Genomic DNA, 25958 nt, shown 5'->3' with positions numbered 1-25958 from the left:
ATTCGGGGGAATCACCACATGAACACCGAGGCACCCATATCCGGTGTGTCCTTCAAGCCCGCGTCGCTGCGCGGCCTGCTCGCCCACCAGGCGGGACTGCGCCCCGACGACACGGCCGTAACCACCGCCGACGCAAGCCTGACCTTCCGCGAGCTCAAGTCCCAGGCCGACCGCCTGGGTTCCCGGCTCGTCGGACTCGGCGTCCTGCCCGACACCTGCGTCGGCCTCTACACCGAGTCCTCCGCGGACCTCATGACCGGGGCCTGGGGCATCCTGACGGCCGGCGCCGCGTATCTGCCGCTCTCGCCCGATTACCCGGAGGCCCGGCTCAGACACATGGTCGAGGACTCCGGCGCCCAGGTGATCGTCACCCAGCCCCACCTGCGCGAGCAGGCCCGGCAGTTGGCCCCTGAGGGCACGGTCGTCGTCGACCTCACCGACCTTGCCGAGGACACGGTGGCGCCTCTGCCGGCCCCGCGCGGCGAGCATCTCGCCTACGTCATCTACACCTCGGGCAGCACCGGCCGGCCCAAGGGGGTGATGATCGAACAGCGCAGCATCGTCTCCCAGTTGCGCTGGCTGGCCAACTGCGGACACCTCGGCCCCGAGGTGTCCATCCTCCAGAAGACGCCGATGAGCTTCGACGCGGCACAGTGGGAGATCCTCGCCCCCGCCGTCGGAGCGCGGGTGGTGATGGGAACCCCGGGAATCTTCCGGGACCCCGAGGCCGTCATCGCCATGGTCTGCGCGCACCGGGTGACCGCGCTCCAGGCCGTGCCGACCCTGCTCCAAGCCCTCGTCGACACCGAGGAGTTCGGTGCCTGCACCTCCCTGACCCGGCTCTTCTCCGGCGGCGAGGCCCTCACCCGCGCGCTGGCCCAGGAGCTGTTCACAGCTTTGCCGGGCGTCTCCCTGGTCAACCTCTACGGCCCGACCGAGACCACGATCAACGCCACCTCGCACTGGATCGACCCCGACGCCCTCGACGTCGCACCGGCCGGGATCCTGCCGGTCGGCGTGCCCGCCGACAACGTGACCTGCTACATCCTCGACGAGAACATGCAGCCGGTCGACATCGGCGAGAACGGTGAGCTCTTCGTGGGCGGCGTCCAGGTCGCCCGCGGCTACATCGGCCTGCCCGAGGCGACCGCCGGACGCTCCTCACCTCGCCGTTCAATCCGACGGAACGCCTGTACCGTACGGGCGACCTCTGCCAGTGGAACCCGGACGGCACCATCCAGTTCACCGGCCGAACCGACAACCAGGTCAAACTGCGCGGCTACCGGGTCGAGTTGGAGGAGGTGGCGTCCCGGATCGAGGAGCACACCTGGGTGCGGCGCGCGGCAGCCGTCGTCACCGACGACCCCCGCACCGGAGGCAAGTCCCTCGTCGCGGCAGTGGAGTTGAACGAGCGCACCGCCGCGGTGATGGACCAGGGCCGCGACGACGCCGCCCACCACCGGTCCAAGGCGTCCAAGGTCCAGGTCAGGGCCCAGCTGTCCAACCCGGGACTGCGCGGTCCCGCCGAACTGGCCGGGCGCCCGGTGCTCGAACTGCCGGGCCGGCAGGCCACCGAGGCGCAGCGCCGCGAGGCCTTCGCCCGCAAGACCTACCGCCGCTACGACGGCGGCGCGGTCACCGCGGACGACGTGCTCGACCTGCTCTCCCCGCGCCGTCGTACACCCCGCGTGCCCCGGGCGCTCACCGAGCTCACACTGACGGAACTCGGCCGTGTCCTGCGCTGGTTCGGCCCGTTCCGCAGCGACGAACGGCTGCTGCCGAAGTACTCCTACGCCTCGCCCGGCGCTCTGTACGCCACCCAGACGTATCTGGAGATCGACGGCCTGTTCGGGCTGTCCGGCGTCTACTACCACCACCCCGCCGACCACACGCTGGTGCGCGTCGGCGACGCGGGCCATGAGACGTCCCGTCCGGTGCTGCGGGTGCACTTCCTCGGGCGGACACGGGCCATCGAGCCCGTGTACAAGAACAACATCCTGGAGGTCCTGGAGTTCGAGGCCGGCCACATGCTCGGCGTCTTCGAGGAGGTCCTGCCCGAGTTCGGCCTCGGCATCGTCCCCGTGGGCTTCGACCCGGCGGTCTTCGACCGGCTCGACGCGGCCGACGGCGACCGGTACCTGGGCACCTTCGAGATCACCCCGCACCAGGACCGGGAGCAGCCGGACGAGGTCGAGCTGTTGGTCCAGGCCCACGGCGACCGGGTGGCGGGACTGCAGGAAGGCCTCTACCGGCACCGGGACGGCCGGCTTGAGGCGGTCGGCTCCGGGGTCGTGGAGAAGCGGCACGTCATCGCCATCAACCAGAGCGTGTACGAGTGCTCCGCCTTCGGGATCAGTGCCGTCTCCCGGGCCACCGACCCGTGGCGGCACTACATCGTCCTCGGCACCCTGCTGCACCGCCTCCAGCGCACCGCGGGCATCGGTCTGATGTCCTCCGGCTACTCCTCCAAGTCGGGCAACCCACTGCCGGCCGCCCGCCGCCTGGACGACCTGCTCGCCGCCGCCGGAGCGCCTCCCGCGCCCGCCTCGTACTTCTTCGTGGGCGGCCGGATCAGCACCGGCCAGGCCGCGCACGAAGGCATGGCCGAGGACGCCGTGCACACCCGGGGTCCGGCGGAACTGATCCGCGACGACATGGCGCGGTTCCTGCCCGACTACATGATCCCGGCCCGGGTCGTGGTGGTGAACGAACTGCCGCTGACCGCCAACGGGAAGATCGACGCCAAGGCCACGGCCGCGCTGCCGGAGGTCGCCGCGATCCGCAGCGCCGCCGAGTACGTCGCCCCCGCCACGGCGACGGAACGCTGGCTGGCCGCCGAGTGGGGCCGGATGCTGAAGTACGAGGACGTGTCCGTCCAGGACGAGTTCTTCGCCTCGGGCGGCAACTCGCTGCACGCCGTGGCGCTGGTCAACCGGATCAACCGGGAGTTCGACGCCGGTCTGCCGCTCCAGGTGATCTTCGAGTCGCCGAAGCTGGCCGATCTCGCCGCCCGTGTCGACCGCGGCGCCCCGGACACCGGCTCCCGGCTGGTGCCGCTGCACGGCGGCCCCGGCAGCCCGGTCTTCTGCTGGCCGGGCCTCGGCGGCTACCCGATGAACCTGCGACTGCTGGCCCAGGGAGTGGACCTGGACCGGCCCGTGACCGGGATCCAGGCCCACGGGATCAACCCCGGCGAGGTGCCGCACGGCACCATCCGGGAGATGGCGACGGCCGACGTCGCGGAGATCCGCCGGGCCCAGCCGTGCGGACCGTACACGCTGTGGGGCTACTCCTTCGGCGCGCGCGTGGCCTTCGAGGCGGCCTGGCAGCTGGAGCGGTCCGGCGAGAAGGTGGACAGCCTGCTGCTGATCTGCCCGGGCAATCCCGAGCTCGCGAACGAGAGCGGACGACGGTGGGGCCGCGAGGCGTCCTTCGCCAACCCGGCCTACGTCACCATCCTGTTCTCCGTCTTCGCGGGCACCGTCCACGGCCCGGCCGTACGGGCCTGTCTGCGGCAGGTGACCGACGAGGACTCCTTCGTCGGCTTCGTCCACGACCGGCTGCCGGCCCTCGGTGAGGAAACGATTCGCCGCATCACCCGGATCGTCGCCGAGACCTACGAGTTCGAGTACAGCTTCCGCGAACTGCGCGAGCGCCGCATCGAGGCGCCCGTCACGGTCTTCAAGGCGCGCGGCGACGACTACTCCTTCCTGGAGACCAGCTCCGGCTACTCGGCCGAACCGCCGGTGCTCGTGGACCTCGACGGCGACCACTACTCCGTGCTGAAGAAGCACGGAGTGGACGAACTCATCGCCCGCATCCGGGATCTGACACACCGTCACTGAGACTCCTCGCCCCGTGAGTTCCCCCGCCGCGGGGCGAGGTCCCCGACCGAAAGGGACGCGGCCGTGCCGCACATCAGCATCAGCCACTTTCCCCGCACCTTCACCGAGGCCGAGCGGGCCGAGCTGGTCACCGCACTGACCGAGACCGTCACCCGGGTGTTCGGCGTCGAGGAGGGCGCGGTGTCGATCGCCGTGGAACCCGTCGAGCCGTCCCGGTGGATCGAACGGGTGCACACACCCGAGATCGACGCCAAGGCCCACCTGCTGTGGAAGCAGCCGAACTACTCCCAGCCGATCCCCGCCGAAGGAACCCGATGAGCACCCGCATCCCGATCCACTACAGCGAAGAGGTCCGCGAGGCCCTGCACGAACGGCGGCCCGTCGTCGCGCTGGAATCGAACGTCATCACCCACGGCCTGGCCTACCCGCACAACGCCGAGACGGCGTACGAGGTCGAGGCCGCCGTCCGCAAGGGCGGCTCCGTCCCGGCGACGATCTGCGTCGAGGACGGGGCCCTCAAGGTCGGCATGACCGAGCAGGACATCGAGCGGTTCGCGTCCGGGACCGGCATCCCCAAGGTCTCCAGCCGCGACCTGCCCGTGGTGCTGGCCCGCCGGGGCCTGGGCGCGACCACCGTCGCCTCCTCGCTCGTCGCCGCCGAGCTGGCCGGCATCCAGTGGTTCTCCTCCGCGGGTCTCGGCGGCGTCCACCGTGGCGCCGAGACCACCATGGACGTCTCCTCGGACCTGATCCAGCTCACCCGCTCCAAGGTCGCGGTCGTGTGCGCCGGCGCCAAGATGATCCTCGACCTGAAACTCACCATGGAGTACCTGGAGACGCAGTGCGTCCCGGTGCTCTCCCACGGCTGCGACGACTTCCCGGCCTTCTACTGCGCCTCCAGCGGCATCAGATCCCCGCACCGCATCGACGACGAGGACCTGATCGCCGAGGTCGTCGCCACCCACTGGGCCACCGGCCACCCCGGCGGCGTGGTCGTCGCCACCCCGCCGCGCGCCGAGGACGCCGTCGACCGGGCCGAGGCCGAGGCCGCCATCCAGGACGCGCTCGCGCAGGCAGAGCGGGACGGCGTGGGCGGCCAGGGCTTGACCAAGTACCTGATGCACGCGGTCGACCGGGCCACCGGAGGCCGCACCGCCCAGGCCAACATGGCCGTCCTCATCTCCACCGCCGAGGTCGGCGGCCGCCTGGCCGCCGCCTACGCCCGCCACCAGACCGACCGCGGCTGACACCCTCGTAAAGGAAGATCATGACCTCGCTGTTCGACTCCGTCACCTTCGGCAAGATCACCCTGGACAACCGGCTCGTGATGGCCCCCATGACCCGCAACCGGGCCAAGCCGTGCGGCGGGGCCACCGAGCTGATGGCCGAGTACTACGCCCAGCGTGCCTCCGCCGGCCTGATCATCACCGAGGGCACCCAGCCCTCCCAGGTCGGCCAGGGCTTCCTCAACACGCCCGGCCTGCACCACCCCGAGCAGGTCAAGAGCTGGCGCACCGTCACGGATGCCGTGCACGCCGCGGGCGGGCGGATCGTGGTCCAGCTGATGCACTCGGGCCGCATCGGGCACCCCGCGCTGTACGACAGCGCCCACCAGCCGGTCGCCCCGTCCGCGATCGCCGCCGCCGGACAGTGCTTCACCCCGGCCGGACCGCAGGACTACCCGGTCCCGCACGAGCTGACCGCCGACGAGATCGCCGCCACCGTAAGGGACTTCGCGGACGCCGCCCGCAACGCGGTCGAGGCCGGATTCGACGGCGTCCAGGTGCACGCCGGCAACGGCTTCCTTCTGCACCAGTTCCTCGCCGAGAACACCAACCACCGCACCGACTCCTACGGCGGTTCGCTCGCGGGCCGGATCCGGCTCACCGTCGAGGTCACCGAGGCCGTCGCCGCCGCGATCGGCAACGAGCGCACCAGCGTGCGTGTCTCGCCCGGCAACACCTACAACGACATCGCCGAGGGCGACACCCAGGCGCTCTACGCGGCCCTCGTCCCGGCGCTGCCGGAGCTGGCGTTCCTGGAGGTCTGCGAGATCGTCTCGCGCCCGGTCACCCGGGCCGTGCGCGACCTGTGGCAGGGCGGTCTGGTGGTCAACCCGCACGCCACCGCGGACTCCTTCCCGGCATCCGCCGAGACCGCGCAGCAGATCCTTGACGAGGGTCTCGCCGACGCGGTCTCGCTCGGGGCCCTCTTCCTCGCCAACCCCGACCTGTCGGCCCGTATCGCCTCAGGCGGACCGTTCAACGCGGCCGACGAGTCGGCCTTCTACGGCGGCGACCACTGCGGCTACACCGACTACCCGGTGCTCGGCCGGTGACCTCCGTGACCCGTGGCGCCCGGCGGGAGATGCTCCTGTTCTCCGGCCGGGCCCACCCCGACCTCGCCGCCCGCATCGCCCGGGAACTCGGCACCCGCCTGGTGCCCACCCAGGCACGGGACTTCGCCAACGGGGAGATCTACGTCCGCTTCGAGGAGTCGGTCCGCGGTGCGGACTGCTTCGTCACGCAGTCCCACACGGCGCCCATCAACACGTGGATCATGGAACAGCTCATCATGATCGACGCGCTGAAACGGGCCTCGGCCCGCAGCGTCACCGTCGTCGCGCCGTTCTACGGCTACTCGCGGCAGGACAAGAAGCACAAGGGCCGGGAGCCCATCTCGGCCCGGCTGGTCGCGGACCTGCTGAGCGCCGCCGGTGCCGACCGGGTCATCACGATCGACCTGCACACCGACCAGATCGTGGGGTTCTTCGACGGCCCCATGGACCATCTCTTCGCCCTGCCCACCCTCGCCGACCACATCGCGGCGGGAACCGACCGGGAGCGGCTGACGGTGGTCTCCCCGGACGCCGGCCGGGTCCGGGTCGCCGACCGGTGGTGCGACCGGCTCGGCGCGCCGCTGGCCATCGTCCACAAGAAGAGGGACAAGGACGTGGCCCACCAGGTCAGCGTGCATGAGGTGGTCGGCGAGGTCGCGGGGAGGGTGTGCGTCCTGGTGGACGACATGGTCGACACGGCGGGCACGATCTGTGCGGCGGCGGACGCGCTGTACGCGAACGGCGCCGAGGACGTCATCGTGGCGGCCACGCACGGCATCCTGTCCGGGCCCGCGGTGGACCGGTTGAAGAACTCCCGGGTCAGCCGGTTCGTCTTCACCGACACCCTGCCCACGGCCGGCGCGACCGGCCTGGACAAGGTCGAGGTCCTGTCGGTCGCACCGCTGATCTCGCACGCCATCCGGGAGATCTTCGAGAACGGCTCGGTGACCAGCCTCCTCGACGAGCTGTGACGGACGGCCTCCGGCGGGGGAGACCTTGCCGGAGGCCCTTCGTCGCGAGCCTGTCGCGTCCGGGCGCGGGCTATCCCGTCTGGCCCATCCCCGCCGCGTTCGGCCAGCTCTGCGCGTTGGGCCACCCGGTGGCGGGCGCCGCGGACAACTCCTGCGGTACGCCCGCCGCCGGTGCGGTCATGCCACGCACCTGCGCGGCCGTGAGCCCGCCACGGGCCGGAACCCCCGGCGGGGTCGGCCCGCTCGGCGCGGCGAAGGGCATCGGGGCCGGAGCCATGGGCATTGGAGCAGGGGGCATCGGGGCGGGGGCCGGAGGAGGTGCGGGTGCTGCCGCCGCCATCGCCATCGGCATGCCCACCATCCCCATTCCGTCCGACTGTGCCGAGGCCACGGCGACCGGCATCTGCACCGGCTGAGGCGCCGACATCGGCGTCGGCATCGCCATCGGCATGCCCACCATGCCCATCCCCATCCCGTCCGACTGGGCCGAGGCCACGGCGACCGGCATCTGCACCGGCTGAGGTGCCGACATCGGCGTCGGCATCGCCATCGGCATGCCCATCCCACCGCCGCCGACGGCCATCGCCGCGAGGCCCTGCATGCCGGCCCCGTTGGTCTGGCCGACGAGGCGGTCCACTGCCGCCGTACCCGAGCTGTAGCTGGTCCCTTGAGCGAGCTCGGGCACGACGGCTCCCCTCCTGGTCCCGTAGAGCACCTGTTCCAGGCCGGACACCAGGCGACGCACATCCACCTGGGGGCGCACCACGAGCCGCAGGAAGCGGCTGGAGGATCCGATCTTGTTGCCGCACTCGCGGACGAGGATGCGGTGCTCGGTGAGCATCCGGTCCCGGACCACGGTGCCTTCGGCGCCCACGGGCAGGCGCACGAAGAGGAAGTTCCCCTGCGAGGGGTAGACGGTCAGCCCGGGCAGCTGGGAGAGCTGGCTCGCCATGTCGAGGCGGTCCCGGCGGACCTGGTGCAGACTCTGCGCGTACTCGGCGCCGTGCTCCTTGAGCATGAACACCACGTACTCGGCGAAGGCGTTGAGGTTCCACTTCGGCAGCATCGAGCGGACCCGGCCGGCCAGGGAGGGGTTGGCGACCATGTAGCCGAAGCGGATGCCGTGCAGGCCGAAGTTCTTGCCGAGGCTGCGCAGGACGATGACGTTCGGCCGGATCATCGCCTCCTGGACGACCGAGGGCTCCTGCTCCGCGTCGGCGAACTCCAGGAACGACTCGTCGATGACGATGAGGTCGAGATCGGCCATGGCGTCCATGAACTGCACCAGCGCGTGCTTGTGCAGGAAGCCGCCGTCGGGGTTGTTCGGGTTGCAGATGACCGCGACCCGCGTGCCCCGGGTGCGGATGAACTCGGCGTACTGCGCGAGGTCCAGGGCGAAGCCGCTGGACTCCTGGAGCGGGAACATGTCGACCCGCTTGCCGGTCTCCATCGGCTGGTCGGTCCAGCGGCCGAAGGTGGGGACCGGTATGGCGAGGGACTCGCGGACCAGCAGGTGGTCGATCCAGGTGATCAGTTCGGTGGAGCCGTTGCCCATCGCCACGGCCTGCGGCGGGAGTTGGAGCAGGTTGCACAGCTCGGCGGTGATCGTGTCGGCGCTGCTGGGGTAGTACGTGATGATGTCCTTCAGCCGCGAGGCCATGGTGTCCATCATCGCCGGGGTGGGAAAATAGGGATTGCAGGGGATACAGAAGTCCACCGGCCCCGTCCCGTCTCCGCCCTCACGCGCCAGCGCCGCCATGGACGGGCTGTGCGCAGAAGTGCTGCGGAACAACGAGGTGACGTTGTCGGCCATCGAACCTCCGTATGGGGCGGACCCGGCGGGGACGACCGGGTCCGTCGTCATTGGGTGGCCCGCGCGGGGGAGCACGGGCCACCTCTCCATACGGAAATCCGCGTGGCGCTGTTCAACGGGTGTGAAAGAAGTGTGAGTTCGGGAACCACGGGGTAGGGCCCGTCATCTCACCAGGTCAGGCACCGAACGAGTGGACCGTTGTCGTACGGTATGTCCGGCCCGGGCGCAGCACCGTGGACGGGAACGACGGGTGGTTCGGGGCGTCCGGGAAGTGCTGTGTCTCCAGGCACAGCGCGTCGCCCTGGCGGTAGGTGCGGCCGCCGGTGCCGGTAAGGGTGCCGTCGAGGAAGTTGCCCGAGTAGAACTGCAGTCCCGGCTCGGCGGTGGAGATCCGCAGCGTGCGGCCCGACGACGGGTCGCGCAGGGTCGCCACGTGCTCGGGCTCCGCGGTGACGCCCTTGTCCAGGACCCAGTTGTGGTCGTAGCCCTTGGCGAGGATCTGCTGCGGGTGGCCGGCCCTGAGGTCCCGGCCGATCGGCTTGCCCTCGCGGAAGTCGAAGGGGGTGCCCGAGACCTTGGCGAGCTCACCGGTGGGGATCAGACCCGGGTCGGTGGGCGTGTAGCGGGACGCGGCGATCTCCAGCTCGTGGTCCTCGATCGTGCCGGTGCCCTCGCCGCCGAGGTTCCAGTACAGGTGGTGGGTGAGGTTGACGACGGTGGCCCTGTCGGTGGTGGCCGCGTAGTCGATGCGCCACTCGCCGTGCCGGGTGAGGGTGTACGTCACCTTCACCCTGAGGGTGCCCGGGTAGCCCATCTCGCCGTCGGTGGACGTGTAGTACAGGTGCAGGCCGACGTCGGTGCCCTCGGTGAACGGCTCGACATCCCACACGCGCCTGTCGAAGCCCTGGGCGCCGCCGTGCAGGCTGTTCTCGCCGTCGTCGACGGACAGTTGGTAGGTCTCGCCGTCCAGGGCGAAGGCGCCCTTGCCGATGCGGTTGCCGTAGCGCCCGATCAGCGCCCCGAAGTACGGGCTGGAGTCGACGTACTCCTCGACGCTGCCGAAGCCGAGGCAGACGTTGGCGTACCGGCCGTCCCGGTCGGGGACCTCCAGGCACTGCACGATCCCGCCGTAGGACAGGACCTTCAGTCGTGTGCCGCCGTTCTCCAGCGACCAGCGGTGGACCTTCGTCCCGTCGGCGAGCGTGCCGAACAGTTCCTTCACCGGGTTCCTGCCTCCGTGGCCTTGGGGTGGGAGGACGAAGGGTCCCGCGGACGGGCTGCCCGCGGGACCCTTCGGTACGACCTGTCTGCGAACCGGCTGCTAAGAGCCGGACTTGCGCTTGTTCCACACGTCGAACCCGACCGCGGCCAGCAGGGCGAGACCCTTGATGACCTGCTGCCAGTCGGTGCCGACGCTGAGGAGGTTCATGCCGTTGTTCAGCACACCGAGGACCAGGCCACCGATGATCGCGCCGAGGACGGTTCCCACACCGCCGCTCATGGACGCGCCACCGATGAACGACGAGGCGATCGCCTCGAGTTCGAAGTTCAGACCCGCCTTCGGGGAGGCCGCGTTCAGACGGGCGGCGACCACCAGACCCGCCAGGGCCGCGAGCACGCCCATGTTGAGGAAGACGAGGAAGGTGACCTTCTTGTCCTTGACGCCGGACAGCTTGGCCGCCGGCAGGTTGCCGCCGATCGCGTAGATGTGCCGGCCGAAGACCGCGTTGCGCATGACGTAGCCGTAGCCGACCACCAGCACACCGAGGACGAGCAGGATGATCGGCGCGCCCTGGTAGCTGGCGAGCAGCATCGTGACCGCGAGGACCGCGGCGGCGATCGCGACGAGCTTCAGCAGGAAGGCGTTCCTGGGCAGCACGTCGAGCGCGAACTCCTGCTGGCGCTTGCGGTCGCGGACCTCCTGGTAGACCACGAAGGCCAGCAGCGCGAAGCCCAGCAGCAGGGTGAGGTTGTGGTAGTTGGTGTCCGGGCCGACCGCGGGCAGGAAGCCGTTGCCGAGCTTCTGCAGACCGTCCGGGAACGGGCCGAGGGTCTGGCCCTCCAGGAGGATCTCCGTCAGACCGCGGAAGAGCAGCATGCCCGCCAGGGTGACGATGAACGACGGTATGCCGAGATACGCGATCAGATAGCCCTGGACCGAGCCCGCGACCGCGCCGACCACGAGCGTCAGCACCAGTGCGATCGGCCAGGCCACGTCGTGCTGGACCGTCAGCACGGCGGCGAACGCTCCGACGAACGCGGTCAGCGATCCGACCGACAGGTCGATGTGCCCCGCGATGATCACCAGCATCATGCCGATCGCGAGGATCAGGATGTAGCTGTTCTGGAGCACCAGGTTGGAGATGTTGCGCGGCAGCAGCAGGTCGCCGTCGGTCCACACCGCGAACAGCGCGACGATCAGGCCGAGCGCGATCAGCATGCCGTACTGCCGCATGTTGCGGCGCAGGCCGTTCAGCATCAGCTGCAGCAGGCCGCCGTCGGAAGCCTGGTCCCCGCTCTTGCCGGGCGGCGCCGACGCCGGGATCTTGCTCACATCGGTGCTCATCGGGTTACCTCTTTGTCCTTCGTCATCTGGCGCATCAACACTTCCTGCGTGGCCTCGGCCCGCGAGACCTCACCCGTCAGCCGCCCGGCGGACATGGTGTAGATGCGGTCGCACATGCCGAGCAGTTCCGGCAGCTCGGAGGAGATGAAGACGACCGCCTTGCCCTCGGCGGCCAGTTGGTCGATGACCGTGTAGATCTCGTACTTGGCGCCCACGTCGATACCGCGGGTCGGCTCGTCCAGGATCAGGATGTCCGGCCCGGCGAAGATCCACTTGCTGAGGACGACCTTCTGCTGGTTGCCGCCGGACAGCCGGCCCACCGTCTCGAACACGGTCGGCGCCTTGATGTTCATCGACTTGCGGAAGCGTTCGGCGACCTTCCGCTCCTCGTGCTCGTCGACCACACCGTACTTGGCCACCTTGTCCAGGGCGGTCAGCGAGATGTTGCGGTTGATGTTGTCGATGAGGTTGAGGCCGTAGTGCTTGCGGTCCTCGGTGACGTACGCGATGCCGTGCCCGACCGCCTCCGCGACGGTCTTCGTACGGATCTCCTTGCCGTCCTTGAGGACCGTGCCGCCCGCGTGCCGGCCGTAGGTGCGCCCGAACACGCTCATCGCGAGTTCGGTACGCCCCGCGCCCATCAGGCCCGCGATGCCGACGATCTCGCCACGCCGCACGTCGATCGACACGTCGTCGACCACCTTGCGGGTCTGGTCGATCGGGTGGTGGACCGTCCAGTTGCGGATCTCCAGGGCGGGGGCCGCGTCCGTCTCGCCCTCGTACGGAGTGCGGTCGGGGAAGCGGTGGTCGAGGTCGCGGCCGACCATGCCCGTGATGATCCGGTCCTCGGTGGTCTCCGGGGCCTTCACGTCGAGGGTCTCGATGGACTTCCCGTCGCGGATGATCGTCACCGAGTCGGCGACCCGGCGGATCTCGTTGAGCTTGTGGGAGATGATGATCGAGGTGATGCCCTGCTTCTTCAACTCCAGGATGAGATCCAGGAGTTTGCCGCTGTCCTCGTCGTTCAGAGCCGCGGTCGGCTCGTCCAGGATGAGGAGCTTCACCTTCTTCGAGAGCGCCTTGGCGATCTCCACCAGCTGCTGCTTTCCGACACCGATGTCGGTGATCCGGGTCTCGGGGTGGTCGGACAGACCCACCCGGCGCAGCAGTTCGGTGGCGTGCTTGAGCGTCTCGTTCCAGTTGATGAACCCGCCCGAGGCGTGTTCGTTGCCGAGGAAGATGTTCTCCGCGATCGACAGGAACGGCACCAGGGCCAGTTCCTGATGGATGATCACGATGCCGTGCTGCTCGCTCGCTCGGATGTCCTTGAAGGAGACGATGTCTCCCTCGAAGAGGATGTCGCCCTCGTACGTGCCGTGCGGATGGACGCCGGAGAGCACCTTCATCAAGGTGGACTTTCCGGCGCCGTTCTCACCGCAGATGGCATGGACCTCGCCCTGACGGACGGTCAGTGTGACGTCCGACAGCGCTTTGACGCCGGGAAAGGTCTTGACGATCGAGCGCATTTCCAGGACGGGTCCCGCCATGGTCGTGCCTTTCAATCAGAGGAGTGGTCCGACAGGGCTGACTACTTGAGCTCGCCGGCCTTGTAGTAGCCGGTGTCGACCAGTTCCTTGGTGTAGTTGCTCTTGTCGACGCTCACCGGCTGCAGCAGGTAGGCGGGGACGACCTTGGCACCGTTGTCGTACGTCTTGGTGTCGTTGACCTCGGGCTTCTTGCCCTTCAGGACGTCGTCCACCATGGCCGAGGCGACCTCGGCGAGCTTGCGGGTGTCCTTGTAGACGGTCTGCGTCTGCTGGCCCGAGATGATCGACTTCACCGAGGCGAGCTCGGCGTCCTGGCCGGTGATGACCGGGAGCGGCTTGCTCGCGGAGCCGTAGCCGTCCGACTTCAGCGCGGCGATGATGCCGATGGAGATGCCGTCGTACGGCGAAAGGACCGCGTCGACCCTGCCGCTGCCGTAGGTGGAGGTGAGGATGTCCTCCATGCGCTTCTGCGCGGTGGCACCGTCCCAGCGCAGCGTGGTGACCTGGTTGATCTTGGTCTGGCCGGACTTGACGACGAGCTTCTTGCTGTCGATGTACGGCTGCAGCACGCTCATCGCGCCGTTGAAGAAGTACTTGGTGTTGTTGTCGTCGTTGGAGCCGGCGAACAGCTCGATGTTGAAGGGGCCCTTGCCGGACTTCAGACCGAGCTTGTCGACGATGTAGCTGGCCTGGAGCTCGCCGACCTTGGTGTTGTCGAAGGACGCGTAGTAGTCGACGTTCTTCGTGCCGAGGATCAGACGGTCGTAGGCGATCACCGGGATCTTGGCGTCGGCGGCCTGCTGGAGCACGTTGTTCAGGGACTTGTTGTCGATGGCCGCGACGATCAGGCCCTTGACGCCCTGCGTGATCAGGTTCTCGATCTGGTTGACCTGCTGGTCGGGGTCGTCCTCGCCGTAGACCAGCTTGGTCTTGTAGCCCTTGGACTGGAGGTTCTTGACGACGTTGTTGCCGTCGGCGATCCAGCGCTCGGAGGACTTGGTCGGCATCGCGATGCCGATGGTGCCTCCCTTGGCGCCGTCGGTCGACGACTTGCTGCCGCCTTCGCTGTCCTGGCCGCAGGCGGACAGGGTCAGGGCGAGGGAGGCCGCGCCGGCTATGGCGGTGAGTGCGGCACGACGTGTACGCATGATCATCATCCTTGATGTCGGGACAGGCTGTGTCTTGTCGGGTGGTGCGCTCCGGGAGGGAGGTGTGGGCTCCGACCGAGAGAAGAGTGTGTGATTCTGAGCGACTGCGTCGACTTCTGTAAGGGAGTCTGTCCGAAACGTTATGAGGGTGTTTCGAAACGCTTCAGATCACCCGGCAGCCGCGAACCGAGCGGCGCCATGTCGCCGTCCGCCCCGTGCCGCGCGAGCAGGTCCAGGGCGAGCCGACCGCGCCGTACCCGCTCCCGGGCCGTGCTCAGGGTCAGGTCGCGCAGGTGGTGACCGTACGGGTAGATCCCCGGGGTCTTGGACAGGCCGAACTTCAGGTACAGCGGTGCGCCGCGCCGGATGAGCTCGGCGACCTCGTACATCCGTACATAGCCGCCGAGATCGTCGGGGGCCTCGATGTACATGTCCATGGGAGCGGCCGACACCCGCCGGATCTCGGTGAGGTGATCGAGCGTCAGATCGCTCGGCACGTTCAGGGAGTCGGCGCCCAGCTGCTCGTACACCGCGAACGCGGCCGGGTTGACGGGTCCGACGAGCGCGCTCAACTTCAGTGTGGTGTCGGCCGGGATGATGCCGGCGACCCGCGCCCGGTGCAGCGTCCACAGCACGCCCTCGTCGGCGACGAGGAGGCACTGCACGCCCAACTCGGTTGCCCGGATGGCGTCTTCGACACAGCCGGCCACCGCGTCGTGACCTCTGGCCCTGAGTCCCGCGCCGCCTGAGTCGGTGCGCGCCGAGGCGCCGATGTCCCAGGTGCCGCGCGGGCCGGTGAACAGGCAGAGCTCGACGTCGCGTTCACCGGTGGCCTTGACCATCTCGGTGATCTCGGAGTCGGTCAGCATCCAGATGCCGCTGCCCTGGCTGATCCGGTGGATCGGCACGTCGAGGCGCCCGGCTTCCTCCAGGACGACGGCCAGCGCTTCCGGGCCCTCGCACGAGGGGATCTCGGTGCGCCAGCGGCCGCCGCCGGGGAAGGTGTGCGGCGAGGCGTCGGCGGGGTCGAGTGCGGGCGCGCCCAGGCCGAGAGCGGCGAGGGCCTGCTCGCCGGGTCGGCGGGCCGCCGGGGCGGAAGCGTCGGTCGTCACAAGCTTTCCTTCTGGTTCGGTATCTCGGACAAGGTTCGCGGCTCAGGTCGTGCGGGGCTGGGTGTACACCGGTGCGGGGTGGTCAGGTCACCCCGCACCGGCGTACGGCTATGGGCGGAGCAGCACCTTGCCCACCATCGGATCACCGGACCCGACCAGTTCGATCGCCTCGTGGAACCCGTCGAGCGGCAGCTCGTGGGTGATCAGTGGCAGCGGATCGAGCAGACCGGCCCCGAACACCCGCACCGTGTGCGCCCAGGCGCCCGGCGGGGCCCCGAAGACGGTCTGCACCTCCAGTTGTCGTACAACCAGGTCCGTGGGGTCCAGACCCTCGGCGCCCGCTGCCGGGATGCCCGTCAGGACCAGACGTCCGCCGCGCCGCAGCAGACCGGCACCGGTGCGCGCGGCCGACGCGGACCCGGCGGTCTCGATGACGACGTCGAAGCCGTCGGGGAGCTCCTGGTCCCTGGTGCGGAAGTCGCTGGCACCGAAGGCCTTCGAGAGATCGGCCCGGTCGTGCCGCGTCCCCACCACGAGCAGCTCGCCCGGCGAAGCCGCCTTCAGGAACTGGATGGCGAACATCCCGAGCGTTCCCGTGCCCACGACGGCCACGCGCTCGCCGGGCAGGGCGTTCGCCTTCAGTGCGGCGGCCGCGACACAGGCCGCCGGCTCCAGCAGAGCCGCGGCGGTAAGGTCGGCGTTGTCGGACAGGACATGGAGCAGACGTGCAGGCAGGGTGAGGGTGGCGGCCATCGCGCCCGGGTGGGTGAACCCGGTCTCCTCGTACCCGGCGCTGCACAGGGTCGTCTCGCCCGCGTGGCAGCGGTCGCACACCTGGCAGTTGCGGAAGCCCTCGCCGACGACCTTGCGGCCTACGAGAGTTGAAGGCACACCGGTCCCCACCGCCTCGACCGTCCCGGACCACTCGTGGCCCGGAGTGAGGGGATAACGGACGTATCCCTCGGGCCGGTTGCCCTGGTACACCTCACGGTCGCTGCCGCAGATCCCGACGGCGTGGACGCGCACCAGCGCCTCCCCGGCGGCGGGCTCGCGCGGGGTGTGCTCGTCGATCCGGTGCTCGCCGGGTGCCTCGACGACGACCTCAAAGCTCACTTGGAGCCCTTTGGCCTGCGCTGCTCCCAGCCCTCGGCCCACAGATCGAACCGTGCCTGCTGCTGCGGGAACTCGGCCGCCGCGTCGACGTCCAGCTCGACGCCGAGACCGGGCTTGTCGGAGAGGTGGAAGTAGCCGTCCACGACCTCGGGCGCCCCCTTGACGACCTTCTTGATCTCCGCGTCGGCGAAGTCGTTGAAGTTCTCCAGGATCTTGAAGTTCGGGGAGGTGAAGCCCACTTGGAGGGAGGCGGCGGTCAGCACCGGGCCGCCGACGTTGTGCGGGGCGACGAGCACGTAGTGGGTCTCCGCCGTGGCGGCGAGCTTCCGGGTCTCCCAGATGCCGCCGATGTGGCCGACGTCGGGCTGAATGATGTCCACGGCCTGGCTCTCGAAGAGCTCGCGGAACTCGATGCGGTCGTGGATCCGCTCACCGGTGGCCACCGGGATGTCGACCTTGGCGGCGACCTTCTCCAGCGCCTTCAGGTTCTCCGGCGGGCAGGGCTCCTCCAGCCACGCGGGCTTGAAGGGGGCCAGGTCCTTGGCCAGCCGGACGGCGGTGGCGGGGGAGAAGCGGCCGTGCATCTCCAGCATCAGCTCGGTGTCGGGGCCGATGGCGTCCCGTACGGCCTCGATGAGGGAGACCGCGTACAGGCTCTGCTCGTGGTCCAGTTCGAAGTGGCCGGTGCCGAAGGGGTCGATCTTGAGCGCCCGGTATCCGCGCTCCACGACCGTCCGGGCGGCCTTGTGGTACGCCTCCGGGGTCCGCTCGGTGGTGTACCAGCCGTTGGCGTACGCCTTCACCCTGTCGGTGACCTTGCCGCCCAGGAGCTGCCAGACCGGCACCCCGAGGGCCTTGCCCTTGATGTCCCAGCAGGCCATCTCGATCACGGCGATTCCGGACATGACGATCTCGCCGGCCCGCCCGTAGTCGCCGTACTTCATCCTCTTGACGAGGTCCTCGACAGAGAACGGGTCCGACCCGAGAATGTGGTTGGTCTGCGCCTCGTGGAGGTAGCCGAGCAGTGCGTCGGTGTGGCCCAGCATGCGTGTCTCACCGACGCCGGTGAGACCCTCGTCCGTGTGAACCTGGACGTAGGTCAGGTTGCGCCATGGCGTTCCGACCACATGCGTGCTGATTCCCGTGATACGCACGTCAGCTGCTCCCTAGACTTTCTGCCCGTTCGAAATATCGGCTCACGTTCGAAATGCTGGCTCGACGGTAAGGACGACCCGGTCGGGGTGTCAATGGGCCGAAGGTCCGAAGGCGAAACGTGTCCGACATGAGGCCGAGCGGCACTCGTCCGCCCCGCGGACGCGTCGGGGACGCGCCCTGGGGCGCAGTGGGACGTACCGCCATGATCGGCCGCCCTCTCGGCATCCGTGGCGGCCGCGTTACGCAACCGTGACGACTTCCCGCCGCAGCCCTCTTGACCGAGATGAATTGTTAGCGCTCACAATAACCTCCGCATTCACCGATCGATGCCCAACGGCATCTGAGGGGGTATGAGCGTCGTGTCGGCAGTGCTCCAACTGTCCCTACCAGCAGCTTTCTTGGGAATGTCCGGAATACCGGAGTGACCTGGACGGCACGCCATCGTCCGTCCACAACGCAGTCCCCGTCAGCCGGCGATCACCAAGGAGGTGCGACCGTGAACCACTTGCAGCTTCGGCCGCCCACCATGGCCGACGTGGCCCGCGTGGCCGGGGTGTCCCACCAGACCGTCTCCCGCGTCCTGGGGGATCACCCCAACGTGCGCAAGGAGACCCGCGCCAAAGTCCTGCGTGCGATCGAGGAGATGGGCTACCGCCGCAACTCCTCCGCGCGGGCCCTGGCGACCAGGCGCACCCGGACCCTCGGAGTGGTCTCGGCCAACACCACGCTCTACGGGCCGGCCAGCACCCTGTTCGCCCTTGAGGAGGCGGCCCGCGCCGAGGGGTACACCGTCTCGACGGTCAGTCTGCGCAAGCTGGTCGTGGAGACGCTGTCCGAAGCCCTGGACCACCTCAGTGAGGGGGGCGTGGAAGGGGTGATCGTCCTCGCCCCGCAGCGGTCGGCGACCGAGGCCCTCGCGGAACTCCGGCACCCCTTCCCGGTGGTGGCCGTGGGTACCGGGTCCGGCGCGGAGGTCCCCAGCGTCAACGTGGACCAGCAGCTGGGCGCCAGGCTGGCCACCGGTCATCTGCTGGCCGCCGGACACGCCACGGTCTGGCATCTCGCCGGGCCCGAGGACTGGCAGGAGGCGGTCGACCGGACCGTCGGCTGGCGGTCCGCCCTCGAGGCGGCGGGTGTCGAGCCGCCGACGCCGCTGCAGGGGGACTGGAGTCCGCTGTCGGGCTACCGTGCGGGCCAGGAACTGGCCGGCTGGGTGGGCCGTGGACTGACCGCCGTCTTCGTCGCCAACGACCAGATGGCACTGGGGGTGTTGCGGGCACTGCGCGAAGCGGGGGTTCGCACTCCGCAGGACATCGCGGTGGTCGGCTTCGACGACATCCCGGAAGCGGAGTTCTTCGCCCCACCGCTCACCACCGTCCGGCAGGATTTCGCGGCTGTCGGCAAGCGGAGCATCTCCCTGCTTCTGGACCTGATCGAAGGCAGGTCCCCCTCGGGCTCGCAGGGGGTCTTCATCGAACCCCAACTCGTCGTCCGTGCCAGTACTTTTCCGCACACGCCCCAGCTGGGGGACGCTCCCGGCTGACGTGGCACCGGCCGATCTCGTTCGCACATCAGTGTGATCGATATTTCGAATAATGATCGACAGGCTGGACATCAGCGGAGTCGGTCCCAAGCACCAGGGTCCATCGAGTACCAGCGGTCCAACCTCGGACCGGCTCTTCAAAGGAGAAGAAACATGCTCAACAGGAGAAACTTCCTCACTGCGGCGGTCGGCGTGGCAGCCGCGGGCTCCCTGGCGGCCTGCGCCAAGGAGGACAAGAGCTCCACCGGCACCTCCTCCGGTGGCAGCAAGGCGATCACCCTCGGCTTCTCCCAGGTCGGCTCCGAGAGCGGCTGGCGCAGCGCCAACACCGACTCGGTGAAGGCCGCGGCCAAGGACGCGGGCTACAACCTGAAGTTCTCCGACGCCCAGCAGAAGCAGGAGAACCAGATCTCCGCCATCCGCAGCTACATCGCGCAGAAGGTGGACGTCATCGCCTTCTCCCCGGTGGTCGTCACCGGCTGGGACGCGGTGCTCAAGGAGGCCAAGGCGGCGAAGATCCCGGTGGTCCTCACCGACCGCTCCGTGGAGACCTCCGACCAGTCCCTGTACGTCACCCTGGTCGGCTCCGACTTCACCGCGGAGGGCCGTCGCGCCGGCAAGATCCTGGAGAAGGTCCTTGCCAAGGCCGGCGTCAAGGGCCCGGTGAAGATCGCTCAGCTGGAGGGCACCACCGGTGCGGCCCCCGCGATCGAGCGCGCCAAGGGCTTCAAGGAGGTCATGGACGCCGACCACGCCTCCGACTGGAAGATCGTCGTCAGCCAGACCGGTGACTTCACCCGCGCCGGCGGCAAGCAGGTCATGGCCGCCTTCCTCACGTCCAACCCGGACATCAACGTCCTCTTCGCGCACAACGACGACATGGCCATCGGTGCCATCCAGTCCATCGAGGCGGCCGGCAAGAAGCCCGGCAAGGACATCCTGATCGTCTCGATCGACGGCGTGAAGGACGGCTTCGTCGCGATGTCCGAGGGCAAGATCAACGCCATCGTGGAGTGCAACCCGCTGCTCGGCCCGCAGCTGATGGAGGTCGTGAAGACGGTCCACGACGGCGGCTCGGTCGAGCGCTGGATCAAGACCAAGGAGGGCGACTTCATGCAGGACCAGGCGAAGGCCGCGCTCCCCTCCCGCAAGTACTGACCGACCTGATCCACCGGCGGGGCCTCCGGCCGACCGGGATGTCGGTCGGCCGGGCCCTGTGGGCCTGCAGCGCTCGGCTTCCACGAGGAGCGCTGCCGTGACTCCGCCTCCGCGAGAGGGGCTTGCAGCCCTGAAGCTGCGGTCCAGCCCGAACCGGCCCCTTGCGGGGCGCAGTCGAAGCAGCACGGTATGAATTCACCCACTGGGCAAAGCCGGTGGCATCCTCATTAGGAGAGGTATGGCAGAGCCGCAGCCCGTCCTGGAGATGACGGGCATAGTCAAAGAGTTTCCGGGCGTAAGGGCTCTGTCGGGCGTCGACTTCCGCCTCTTCCCCGGCGAGATCCACGCCCTGATGGGTGAGAACGGAGCCGGGAAGTCCACTCTGATCAAGGTGCTGACCGGGGTCTACACCCTGGACGGCGGCACCATCACCCTCGACGGGAAGTCCGTGCGGATCGGCAGCCCGCTGCAGGCGCAGCAGGCCGGCATCAGCACGGTCTACCAGGAGGTCAACCTCTGCCCCAACCTGTCGGTGGCGGAGAACATCTTCATCGGACGTGAACCGACCCGCGCGGGCCGCATCCAGTGGAAGCGCATGCGCAGCGAGGCGGCCAAGCTCGTCGACCGCCTCGGCCTCGACATCGACGTCACCGCGCCGCTGTCCGCGTACCCGCTGGCCGTGCAGCAACTGGTCGCGATCGTACGGTCGGTGGGCACCGGCGACAGCGACGGCGAGGGCTCCGGCACCAAGGTGCTGGTCCTGGACGAACCGACGTCCAGCCTCGACCGCGACGAGGTCCTCGAACTGTTCCGTCTGATGCGGCAGTTGAGGGACGAGGGCGTAGCGATCCTGTTCGTGTCGCACTTCCTCGACCAGATCTACGAGATCTGCGACCGGATGACCGTCCTGCGTAACGGCACCCTGGTCGGCGAGCACATGGTCCGCGACCTCGACCAGGTCGGGCTGATCGAGCTGATGATCGGCAAGGCCCTGGACCAGCTGGAGGAGCTCCACGACCAGCAACTGCACGCGGACGTCGGTGAGTCGCTGCTGAAGGCGGAAGGCCTCGGCAGGAACGGCGGTATCGCCCCCTTCGACCTGGAGATCAACAAGGGCGAGGTCGTGGGCCTCGCCGGCCTGCTCGGCTCCGGCCGTACCGAACTGGCCCGGCTGCTCTTCGGCGCCGACCAGCCGGACAGCGGCACGCTGACCGTCGGCGGAGAGGCGGTCTCGATGAGCGCCCCGAACGACGCCATCGGCGCCGGCATCGCGTTCTGCTCGGAGAACCGCAAGACCGAGGGCCTGGTCCCCGACCTGACCGTGCGGGAGAACATCATCCTCGCGCTCCAGGCGTCCCGCGGCTGGACCCGGCCCATTCCGGCCGCCCAGCGCGACGAACTCGTCGCCAAGTACATCAAGGCGCTGGACATCCGGCCCGCCAACCCCGAGGCCAGGGTCGGCCAGTTGAGCGGCGGCAACCAGCAGAAGGTGCTCCTCGCCCGCTGGCTGATCACCCAGCCGAAGCTGCTGATCCTGGACGAGCCGACCCGAGGCATCGACATCGGCGCCAAGACGGAGATCCAGAAGCTGGTGGTCTCCCTCTCCGAGGACGGCATGTCCGTGCTGTACATCGCGGCCGAACTGGAGGAGGTGCTCCGGCTCAGCCACACCATCGGAGTGCTGCGCGACCGCAAGCTGGTGGCGCAGCTCACCAACGGGCCCGAGATCACCACCAGCAAGATCCTCGAGACCATCGCGAGCGGAGAACACCAGTGACCACCCCCACCCGCTGGCGAGCACTGACGCGCCATCACCTGTTCTGGCCGGTCGCGGTCCTGGTTGCCCTGCTGCTCGTCAATGTCCCCTTCACGCCCGGCTTCTTCGCGATCCACATGACGAACGGCCACCTCTACGGCAGCCTCGTCTCGATCGTGCTGTTCGGTTCGCCCCTCATCCTGGTGGCGGTCGGCATGACCCTGGTCATCGCCACCGGCGGCATCGACCTCTCCGTCGGCGCGGTCGTCGCCATCACCGGGGCCCTGACCTGCTCGTACATCAGCGACCAGGCTGACCAGAACTCCCTGTCCGGAGTCTTCCTGGCCATGGGCATCGGCTTGGTGGCAGCGGTCGTCTGCGGTCTGTGGAACGGCTTCCTGGTCGCCCGGATGGGCATCCAGCCCATCATCGCGACCCTCATCATCATGGTCGCGGGCCGCGGTGTGGCCCAGCTGATCACCGACGGCCAGATCATCACCATCAACAGCGATCCGTACCAGCTGATCGGCGGCGGCTACTGGCTGACCCTGCCCTTCTCCATCTTCGTGGTGGCGGCCGTCGTCGCCGTCACCGTGGCGCTGACCCGCCGTACGGCCCTCGGCCTGCTCGTCGAGGCGGTCGGCGGCAACGCCGAGGCCAGCCGTCTGGTGGGCATCAGGTCCCGCCGCATCAAGATCATGGTGTACGTGTTCTGCGCCCTGTGCGCCGGTATCGCGGGCCTGATGATCAGCTCCAACACCTCGGCCGCGGACGGCAACAACGCCGGCCTGTGGATCGAGCTCGACGCGATCCTCGCCGTGGTGATCGGCGGGACCTCGCTGCTGGGCGGCCGGTTCTCCATCGGCGGCACGGTGATCGGGGCCCTCGTCATCCAGACCCTGACCACCACGATCTACACCATCGGCGTACCGACCCAGACCAACCTGGTCTTCAAGGCCGCCGTGGTCATCGTCGTCTGCCTGCTGCAGTCCCCGAAGTTCCGCGCCAAGGTCTTCGGCGCCCGCGCCCGGTCCGCCGCGCCGGCCGAACCCGCCGCGGTGGCCGACGCCGCTCCCAAGATGGAGGTGTCGTGATGAGTGCGACCACCCGGACCCCCACGACACCGGAGAGCCGTACCGCATCAAGGTCCGCGCGGCTGCTGGGCGACCGGCGGCTGCCCGTCCTGGTCACGGCCGGTCTGTTCCTCGCGATGTACATCGCCGGCCTCGGCCGCTACCAGAACTACGGCTTCGGCGAACCGCAGGTGTTCCTCAACCTGTTCATCGACAACAGCTATCTGCTGGTCGCCGCCGTCGGTGCCACCTTCGTCATCATGTCCGGCGGAATCGACCTGTCCGTGGGTTCCGTGATCGGCTTCACCACCATGCTCACGGCCTGGCTGGTGGAGGACGTGGGGCTGCCCCTGCTGCTCGTCGTGCCCATCTCCCTGGGCGTCGGCGCGTTCGGCGGCTTCCTCATGGGCTACGTGATCCACAACTTCGAGATCCAGCCCTTCATCGTGACGCTCGCCGGCCTCTTCCTCTTCCGGGGCCTGTGCCTGGTCATCAGCAAGGAGTCGATCGCCATCACCGACTCGGCCGTGAGCACGCTGGCCGAGACACGGATACCGCTGGGCCTGGGAGACCTGTCGATCGGTGCCGTGGTGGCGCTGGTCGTGCTGGGCGTCGCCTTCTACGTCCTGCACTACACGCGCTTCGGGCGCCGGGTGTACGCCATCGGCGGCAACGAGCAGTCGGCCCTGCTGATGGGCCTCCCGCTGGGCGGCACGAAGATCGCGGTCTACACGATGAGCGGCTTCTGCTCCGCGCTCGCCGGCCTCCTCTTCATGCTGTACATCCAGTCCGGTGACCCGCTGCACGCCGTGGGCATGGAACTCGACGCGATCGCCGCGGTCGTCATCGGCGGCACCCTGCTGACGGGTGGCTCCGGCTACGTCCTGGGCACCCTCTTCGGCGTCCTCGTCCTGGGCCTGATCAAGAGCATCATCCAGTTCGAGGGCACGCTCAGCTCCTGGTGGACGAAGATCGCCACCGGGGTGCTGCTCTGCGCGTTCATCCTGGTCCAGCGCGCCATGACGGCCCGCAAGAAGACCTGAACCGAGGGGGACACGGGGCGCTTCGGCGTTCTCCCGACGTCGGTTTCGGCGCGATGGGGCGGATCATCCGCAATGCGTCGCGCCGAAACGGCGGTCCGCACACAACCTTCACGGAACTTCTCGGGAATCCTGCTCACAGGACCCTTAATGTTCCCGCGTCATGGACTACTGCAACCCGTGCCGACGGCACCTCAATGGCGCCCTCGCCTGCCCGGGGTGCGGCACCTCGATCGAGGCGCTGCGCGCGTATCCGGCCCAGCTGTACATACCCGCCCAGGCCCAGCCCCCCTCCCTGCCGCAGCAGGCGTACGCCGCGTACGGCACCGAGGGTCAGTACGGCGGAGCGGGCGACCCCCACGGGGGCGCGTACGCGGGCCACGAGGCCGGGATCGCGGCCGCCACGGGCGGGTACGGCGGCCAGGACGCGCCCGGAGCCTACGACGCGGGCACCGATGCCTCGTACGGCGGAGAAGCCGACACGGACGCCCGGTCCGACGCGGGTGACAGCCTGGCCGAGACGGTCGAGCCGACCGGCGGGCGGGCGTCGCGACGGCGTGCGCGAGGCCGAGCCGATCGTGTGGGTGCGGACGCCGGGAGCCACGATGTCTCCGGGGCGCCCGAGGGCGATCACGGCCATGACGACGAGTACGACGAGGACGACCCCGACGCCGCCGAGGGCGGGGCGAGTCGCCGAGACCGCAAGGCGGCGGCGCACCGTCGGCGACGCCGCCGGACCCTGTTGATCGTCACGGGCTTCGTGCTCGCGGCCGGCGGTCTGAGCCTCGCCGAGCTGGGCATGGACGCCCCCGGTTCCTCCCCCAAGCCGGCCGCGGCGGGCGGGGAGTCCGCCGAGGGCGGGGCCTCCCCGCAGGCGAGCGAGTCGGACTCGGCGGCCGCCCACTCCAGCGGAACCGTTCCTTCGGGCTCGCCCTCCCCGACGGACTCCACCTCCCCGTCGGCCTCGGCGTCGAAGAGTGAGGACGACAGGGTCAAGGACGCCGAGAAGGCGGCCCAGTCGGCGTCGGCCGCGGCTCCGGGCGGTCCGGGCGCCACCCCGACGTCCACGGCCACGGGCGGTGCCTCGACCCCGTCCGCCGATCCGACCACCGCGGACCCGACGCCGGCACCCTCCGCGTCGTGCGCCCGCTTTCTGTGGTGGTGCACGTAGGGGTTGCGCCCGCGGTGATGTCGGCCGCGGCCCGGTGGGGGCCGGTCGCGCAGTTCCCCGCGCCCCTGGGCCGGTTCAGCCGGACACACTGTGCCTGCACCCACTTGGGGGCGCGGCGAACTGCGCGACCGGCCACAACGCTCCCGCCGCCCCCGCCCTACGCCCCCAGCATCCGCCGCAACAGATCCCGCAGCGACTCCCGCTCTCCCTGCGACAGCCCGGCGAGCGGCTCGCGTGCGAAGCGCAGTCCCTCCCGCAGCTCCCGTGCCACCCGGCGCCCCTCGTCCGTGGCCGCCGCGACCTTGACGCGCCGGTCCGCCGGGTCGGGGCGCCGCTCCACCAGCGCCCGCGCTTCGAGCCGGTCCACTATCCCGGTGACGTTCGACGGCTCGCACTTCAGTTTCTGGGCCAGCTTGCGCATGGGCAGCGGCTCCCGGGACAGCAGACTCAGCAGCCGCGCCTGCGCCCCGGTGAGCGCGTGCTCCGCGGCCGCGTCCTCGTAGTCCGAGTAGAAGCGGGCCACCACGTCGCCGATCAGCTCGACGACCTCCAGGGCCAGCGGGTCGGGTCGGGTCGGATCAGCAGTGGACATGCGCTCCAGGATACCGC

General features: G+C 69.2%; 18 protein-coding genes and 2 pseudogenes. 11 read left to right on the top strand and 9 right to left on the bottom strand.

What is annotated here, in order from left to right; genetic code table 11:
* Positions 1-18: 18 nt before the first annotated feature.
* From OHT57_RS15500 to OHT57_RS15480, 5 genes and pseudogenes are all read left to right on the top strand, one after another.
* Positions 19-3845, top strand: a pseudogene (locus OHT57_RS15500) (amino acid adenylation domain-containing protein).
* Between the two features lie 63 nt (positions 3846-3908).
* Entirely contained in the window at positions 3909-4163 is a 255-nt protein-coding gene (locus OHT57_RS15495; RefSeq protein WP_328746993.1) for a tautomerase family protein, read from the top strand.
* Positions 4160-5092: a pseudouridine-5'-phosphate glycosidase gene (locus tag OHT57_RS15490; protein WP_328746991.1), complete on the top strand. Its 933-nt coding sequence runs from the start codon at positions 4160-4162 to the stop codon at positions 5090-5092. Before OHT57_RS15495 ends, OHT57_RS15490 begins: the two co-directional genes overlap by 4 nt.
* Before the next feature lie 20 nt (positions 5093-5112).
* Complete coding sequence (locus OHT57_RS15485) at positions 5113-6183, top strand: alkene reductase (RefSeq protein ID WP_328746990.1); 1071 nt, start codon at positions 5113-5115, stop codon at positions 6181-6183.
* A complete protein-coding gene (locus tag OHT57_RS15480; RefSeq protein ID WP_328746989.1) occupies positions 6180-7154 on the top strand; it encodes a ribose-phosphate diphosphokinase in 975 nt (324 codons plus the stop codon). The genes OHT57_RS15485 and OHT57_RS15480 overlap by 4 nt, the downstream gene beginning before the upstream one ends.
* 70 nt (positions 7155-7224) lie before the next feature.
* On the opposite strand, the gene OHT57_RS15475 is transcribed toward OHT57_RS15480, so the two are convergent.
* From OHT57_RS15475 to OHT57_RS15440, 8 genes and pseudogenes are all read right to left on the bottom strand, one after another.
* Positions 7225-8967: a pyridoxal phosphate-dependent aminotransferase gene (locus OHT57_RS15475; protein WP_328746988.1), complete on the bottom strand. Its 1743-nt coding sequence runs from the start codon at positions 8965-8967 to the stop codon at positions 7225-7227.
* Positions 8968-9142: 175 nt separating this feature from the next.
* Positions 9143-10207 (bottom strand): annotated as a pseudogene (locus tag OHT57_RS15470) (aldose epimerase family protein); the annotation flags it as partial.
* A gap of 81 nt (positions 10208-10288) precedes the next feature.
* Complete coding sequence (gene mmsB / locus OHT57_RS15465; RefSeq protein WP_328746986.1) at positions 10289-11533, bottom strand: multiple monosaccharide ABC transporter permease; 1245 nt, start codon at positions 11531-11533, stop codon at positions 10289-10291.
* On the bottom strand, positions 11530-13080 hold the full coding sequence (mmsA, locus tag OHT57_RS15460) for a multiple monosaccharide ABC transporter ATP-binding protein (protein ID WP_328746985.1): 1551 nt from the start codon (positions 13078-13080) through the stop codon (positions 11530-11532). Before mmsA ends, mmsB begins: the two co-directional genes overlap by 4 nt.
* 41 nt (positions 13081-13121) lie before the next feature.
* The gene (gene chvE, locus OHT57_RS15455; RefSeq protein ID WP_328746984.1) at positions 13122-14228 is read right to left on the bottom strand and encodes a multiple monosaccharide ABC transporter substrate-binding protein; all 1107 of its coding nucleotides are present in this window, start codon (positions 14226-14228) and stop codon (positions 13122-13124) included.
* Between the two features lie 140 nt (positions 14229-14368).
* A complete protein-coding gene (locus OHT57_RS15450) occupies positions 14369-15340 on the bottom strand; it encodes a hypothetical protein (RefSeq protein ID WP_328746983.1) in 972 nt (323 codons plus the stop codon).
* Between the two features lie 108 nt (positions 15341-15448).
* Positions 15449-16453, bottom strand: a complete 1005-nt coding sequence (locus tag OHT57_RS15445; RefSeq protein WP_328746982.1) for a zinc-dependent alcohol dehydrogenase — start codon at positions 16451-16453, stop codon at positions 15449-15451.
* Positions 16450-17607, bottom strand: coding sequence for a mandelate racemase/muconate lactonizing enzyme family protein (locus OHT57_RS15440; protein WP_328746981.1), 1158 nt, complete (start codon positions 17605-17607; stop codon positions 16450-16452). Before OHT57_RS15440 ends, OHT57_RS15445 begins: the two co-directional genes overlap by 4 nt.
* A gap of 497 nt (positions 17608-18104) precedes the next feature.
* Here OHT57_RS15440 and OHT57_RS15435 point away from each other — a divergent pair, with 497 nt between their 5' ends.
* The 6 genes from OHT57_RS15435 to OHT57_RS15410 all read left to right on the top strand — a co-directional run bounded on the left by OHT57_RS15435 (position 18105) and on the right by OHT57_RS15410 (position 25349).
* Positions 18105-19151 carry a LacI family DNA-binding transcriptional regulator gene (locus tag OHT57_RS15435; RefSeq protein ID WP_328746980.1) on the top strand — a complete coding sequence of 349 codons (1047 nt, stop codon included), beginning with the start codon at positions 18105-18107 and terminating at the stop codon, positions 19149-19151.
* Between the two features lie 153 nt (positions 19152-19304).
* Entirely contained in the window at positions 19305-20309 is a 1005-nt protein-coding gene (locus OHT57_RS15430) for an ABC transporter substrate-binding protein (protein WP_328746979.1), read from the top strand.
* A 238-nt stretch (positions 20310-20547) separates the two neighbouring features.
* Positions 20548-22086, top strand: a complete 1539-nt coding sequence (locus tag OHT57_RS15425) for a sugar ABC transporter ATP-binding protein (protein WP_328746978.1) — start codon at positions 20548-20550, stop codon at positions 22084-22086.
* Positions 22083-23159: an ABC transporter permease gene (locus OHT57_RS15420; RefSeq protein ID WP_328746977.1), complete on the top strand. Its 1077-nt coding sequence runs from the start codon at positions 22083-22085 to the stop codon at positions 23157-23159. The genes OHT57_RS15425 and OHT57_RS15420 overlap by 4 nt, the downstream gene beginning before the upstream one ends.
* Entirely contained in the window at positions 23159-24181 is a 1023-nt protein-coding gene (yjfF, locus tag OHT57_RS15415; RefSeq protein ID WP_328746976.1) for a galactofuranose ABC transporter, permease protein YjfF, read from the top strand. Before OHT57_RS15420 ends, yjfF begins: the two co-directional genes overlap by 1 nt.
* Before the next feature lie 160 nt (positions 24182-24341).
* Positions 24342-25349 carry an SCO2400 family protein gene (locus OHT57_RS15410; protein ID WP_328746975.1) on the top strand — a complete coding sequence of 336 codons (1008 nt, stop codon included), beginning with the start codon at positions 24342-24344 and terminating at the stop codon, positions 25347-25349.
* Between the two features lie 157 nt (positions 25350-25506).
* On the opposite strand, the gene OHT57_RS15405 is transcribed toward OHT57_RS15410, so the two are convergent.
* The gene (locus tag OHT57_RS15405; RefSeq protein ID WP_328746974.1) at positions 25507-25941 is read right to left on the bottom strand and encodes a MarR family winged helix-turn-helix transcriptional regulator; all 435 of its coding nucleotides are present in this window, start codon (positions 25939-25941) and stop codon (positions 25507-25509) included.
* Between the last annotated feature and the right edge of the window lie 17 nt (positions 25942-25958).

It is taken from the genome of Streptomyces sp. NBC_00285 (assembly GCF_036174265.1).
Classification (GTDB): Bacteria; Actinomycetota; Actinomycetes; order Streptomycetales; family Streptomycetaceae; genus Streptomyces.
Note: the sequence above shows the minus strand (reverse complement) of the source record. Positions and strands in the feature narration are given on the sequence as shown.

Coding starts and splice junctions, on each gene's coding strand:
- OHT57_RS15490 (WP_328746991.1), top strand. CDS start 4,160: ATGAGCACCCGCATCCCGATCCACTACAGCGAAGAGGTCCGCGAGGCC.
- OHT57_RS15485 (WP_328746990.1), top strand. CDS start 5,113: ATGACCTCGCTGTTCGACTCCGTCACCTTCGGCAAGATCACCCTGGAC.
- OHT57_RS15475 (WP_328746988.1), bottom strand. CDS start 8,967: ATGGCCGACAACGTCACCTCGTTGTTCCGCAGCACTTCTGCGCACAGC.
- mmsB (WP_328746986.1), bottom strand. CDS start 11,533: ATGAGCACCGATGTGAGCAAGATCCCGGCGTCGGCGCCGCCCGGCAAG.
- mmsA (WP_328746985.1), bottom strand. CDS start 13,080: ATGGCGGGACCCGTCCTGGAAATGCGCTCGATCGTCAAGACCTTTCCC.
- chvE (WP_328746984.1), bottom strand. CDS start 14,228: ATGCGTACACGTCGTGCCGCACTCACCGCCATAGCCGGCGCGGCCTCC.
- OHT57_RS15430 (WP_328746979.1), top strand. CDS start 19,305: ATGCTCAACAGGAGAAACTTCCTCACTGCGGCGGTCGGCGTGGCAGCC.
- OHT57_RS15425 (WP_328746978.1), top strand. CDS start 20,548: ATGGCAGAGCCGCAGCCCGTCCTGGAGATGACGGGCATAGTCAAAGAG.
- yjfF (WP_328746976.1), top strand. CDS start 23,159: ATGAGTGCGACCACCCGGACCCCCACGACACCGGAGAGCCGTACCGCA.
- OHT57_RS15410 (WP_328746975.1), top strand. CDS start 24,342: ATGGACTACTGCAACCCGTGCCGACGGCACCTCAATGGCGCCCTCGCC.
- OHT57_RS15405 (WP_328746974.1), bottom strand. CDS start 25,941: ATGTCCACTGCTGATCCGACCCGACCCGACCCGCTGGCCCTGGAGGTC.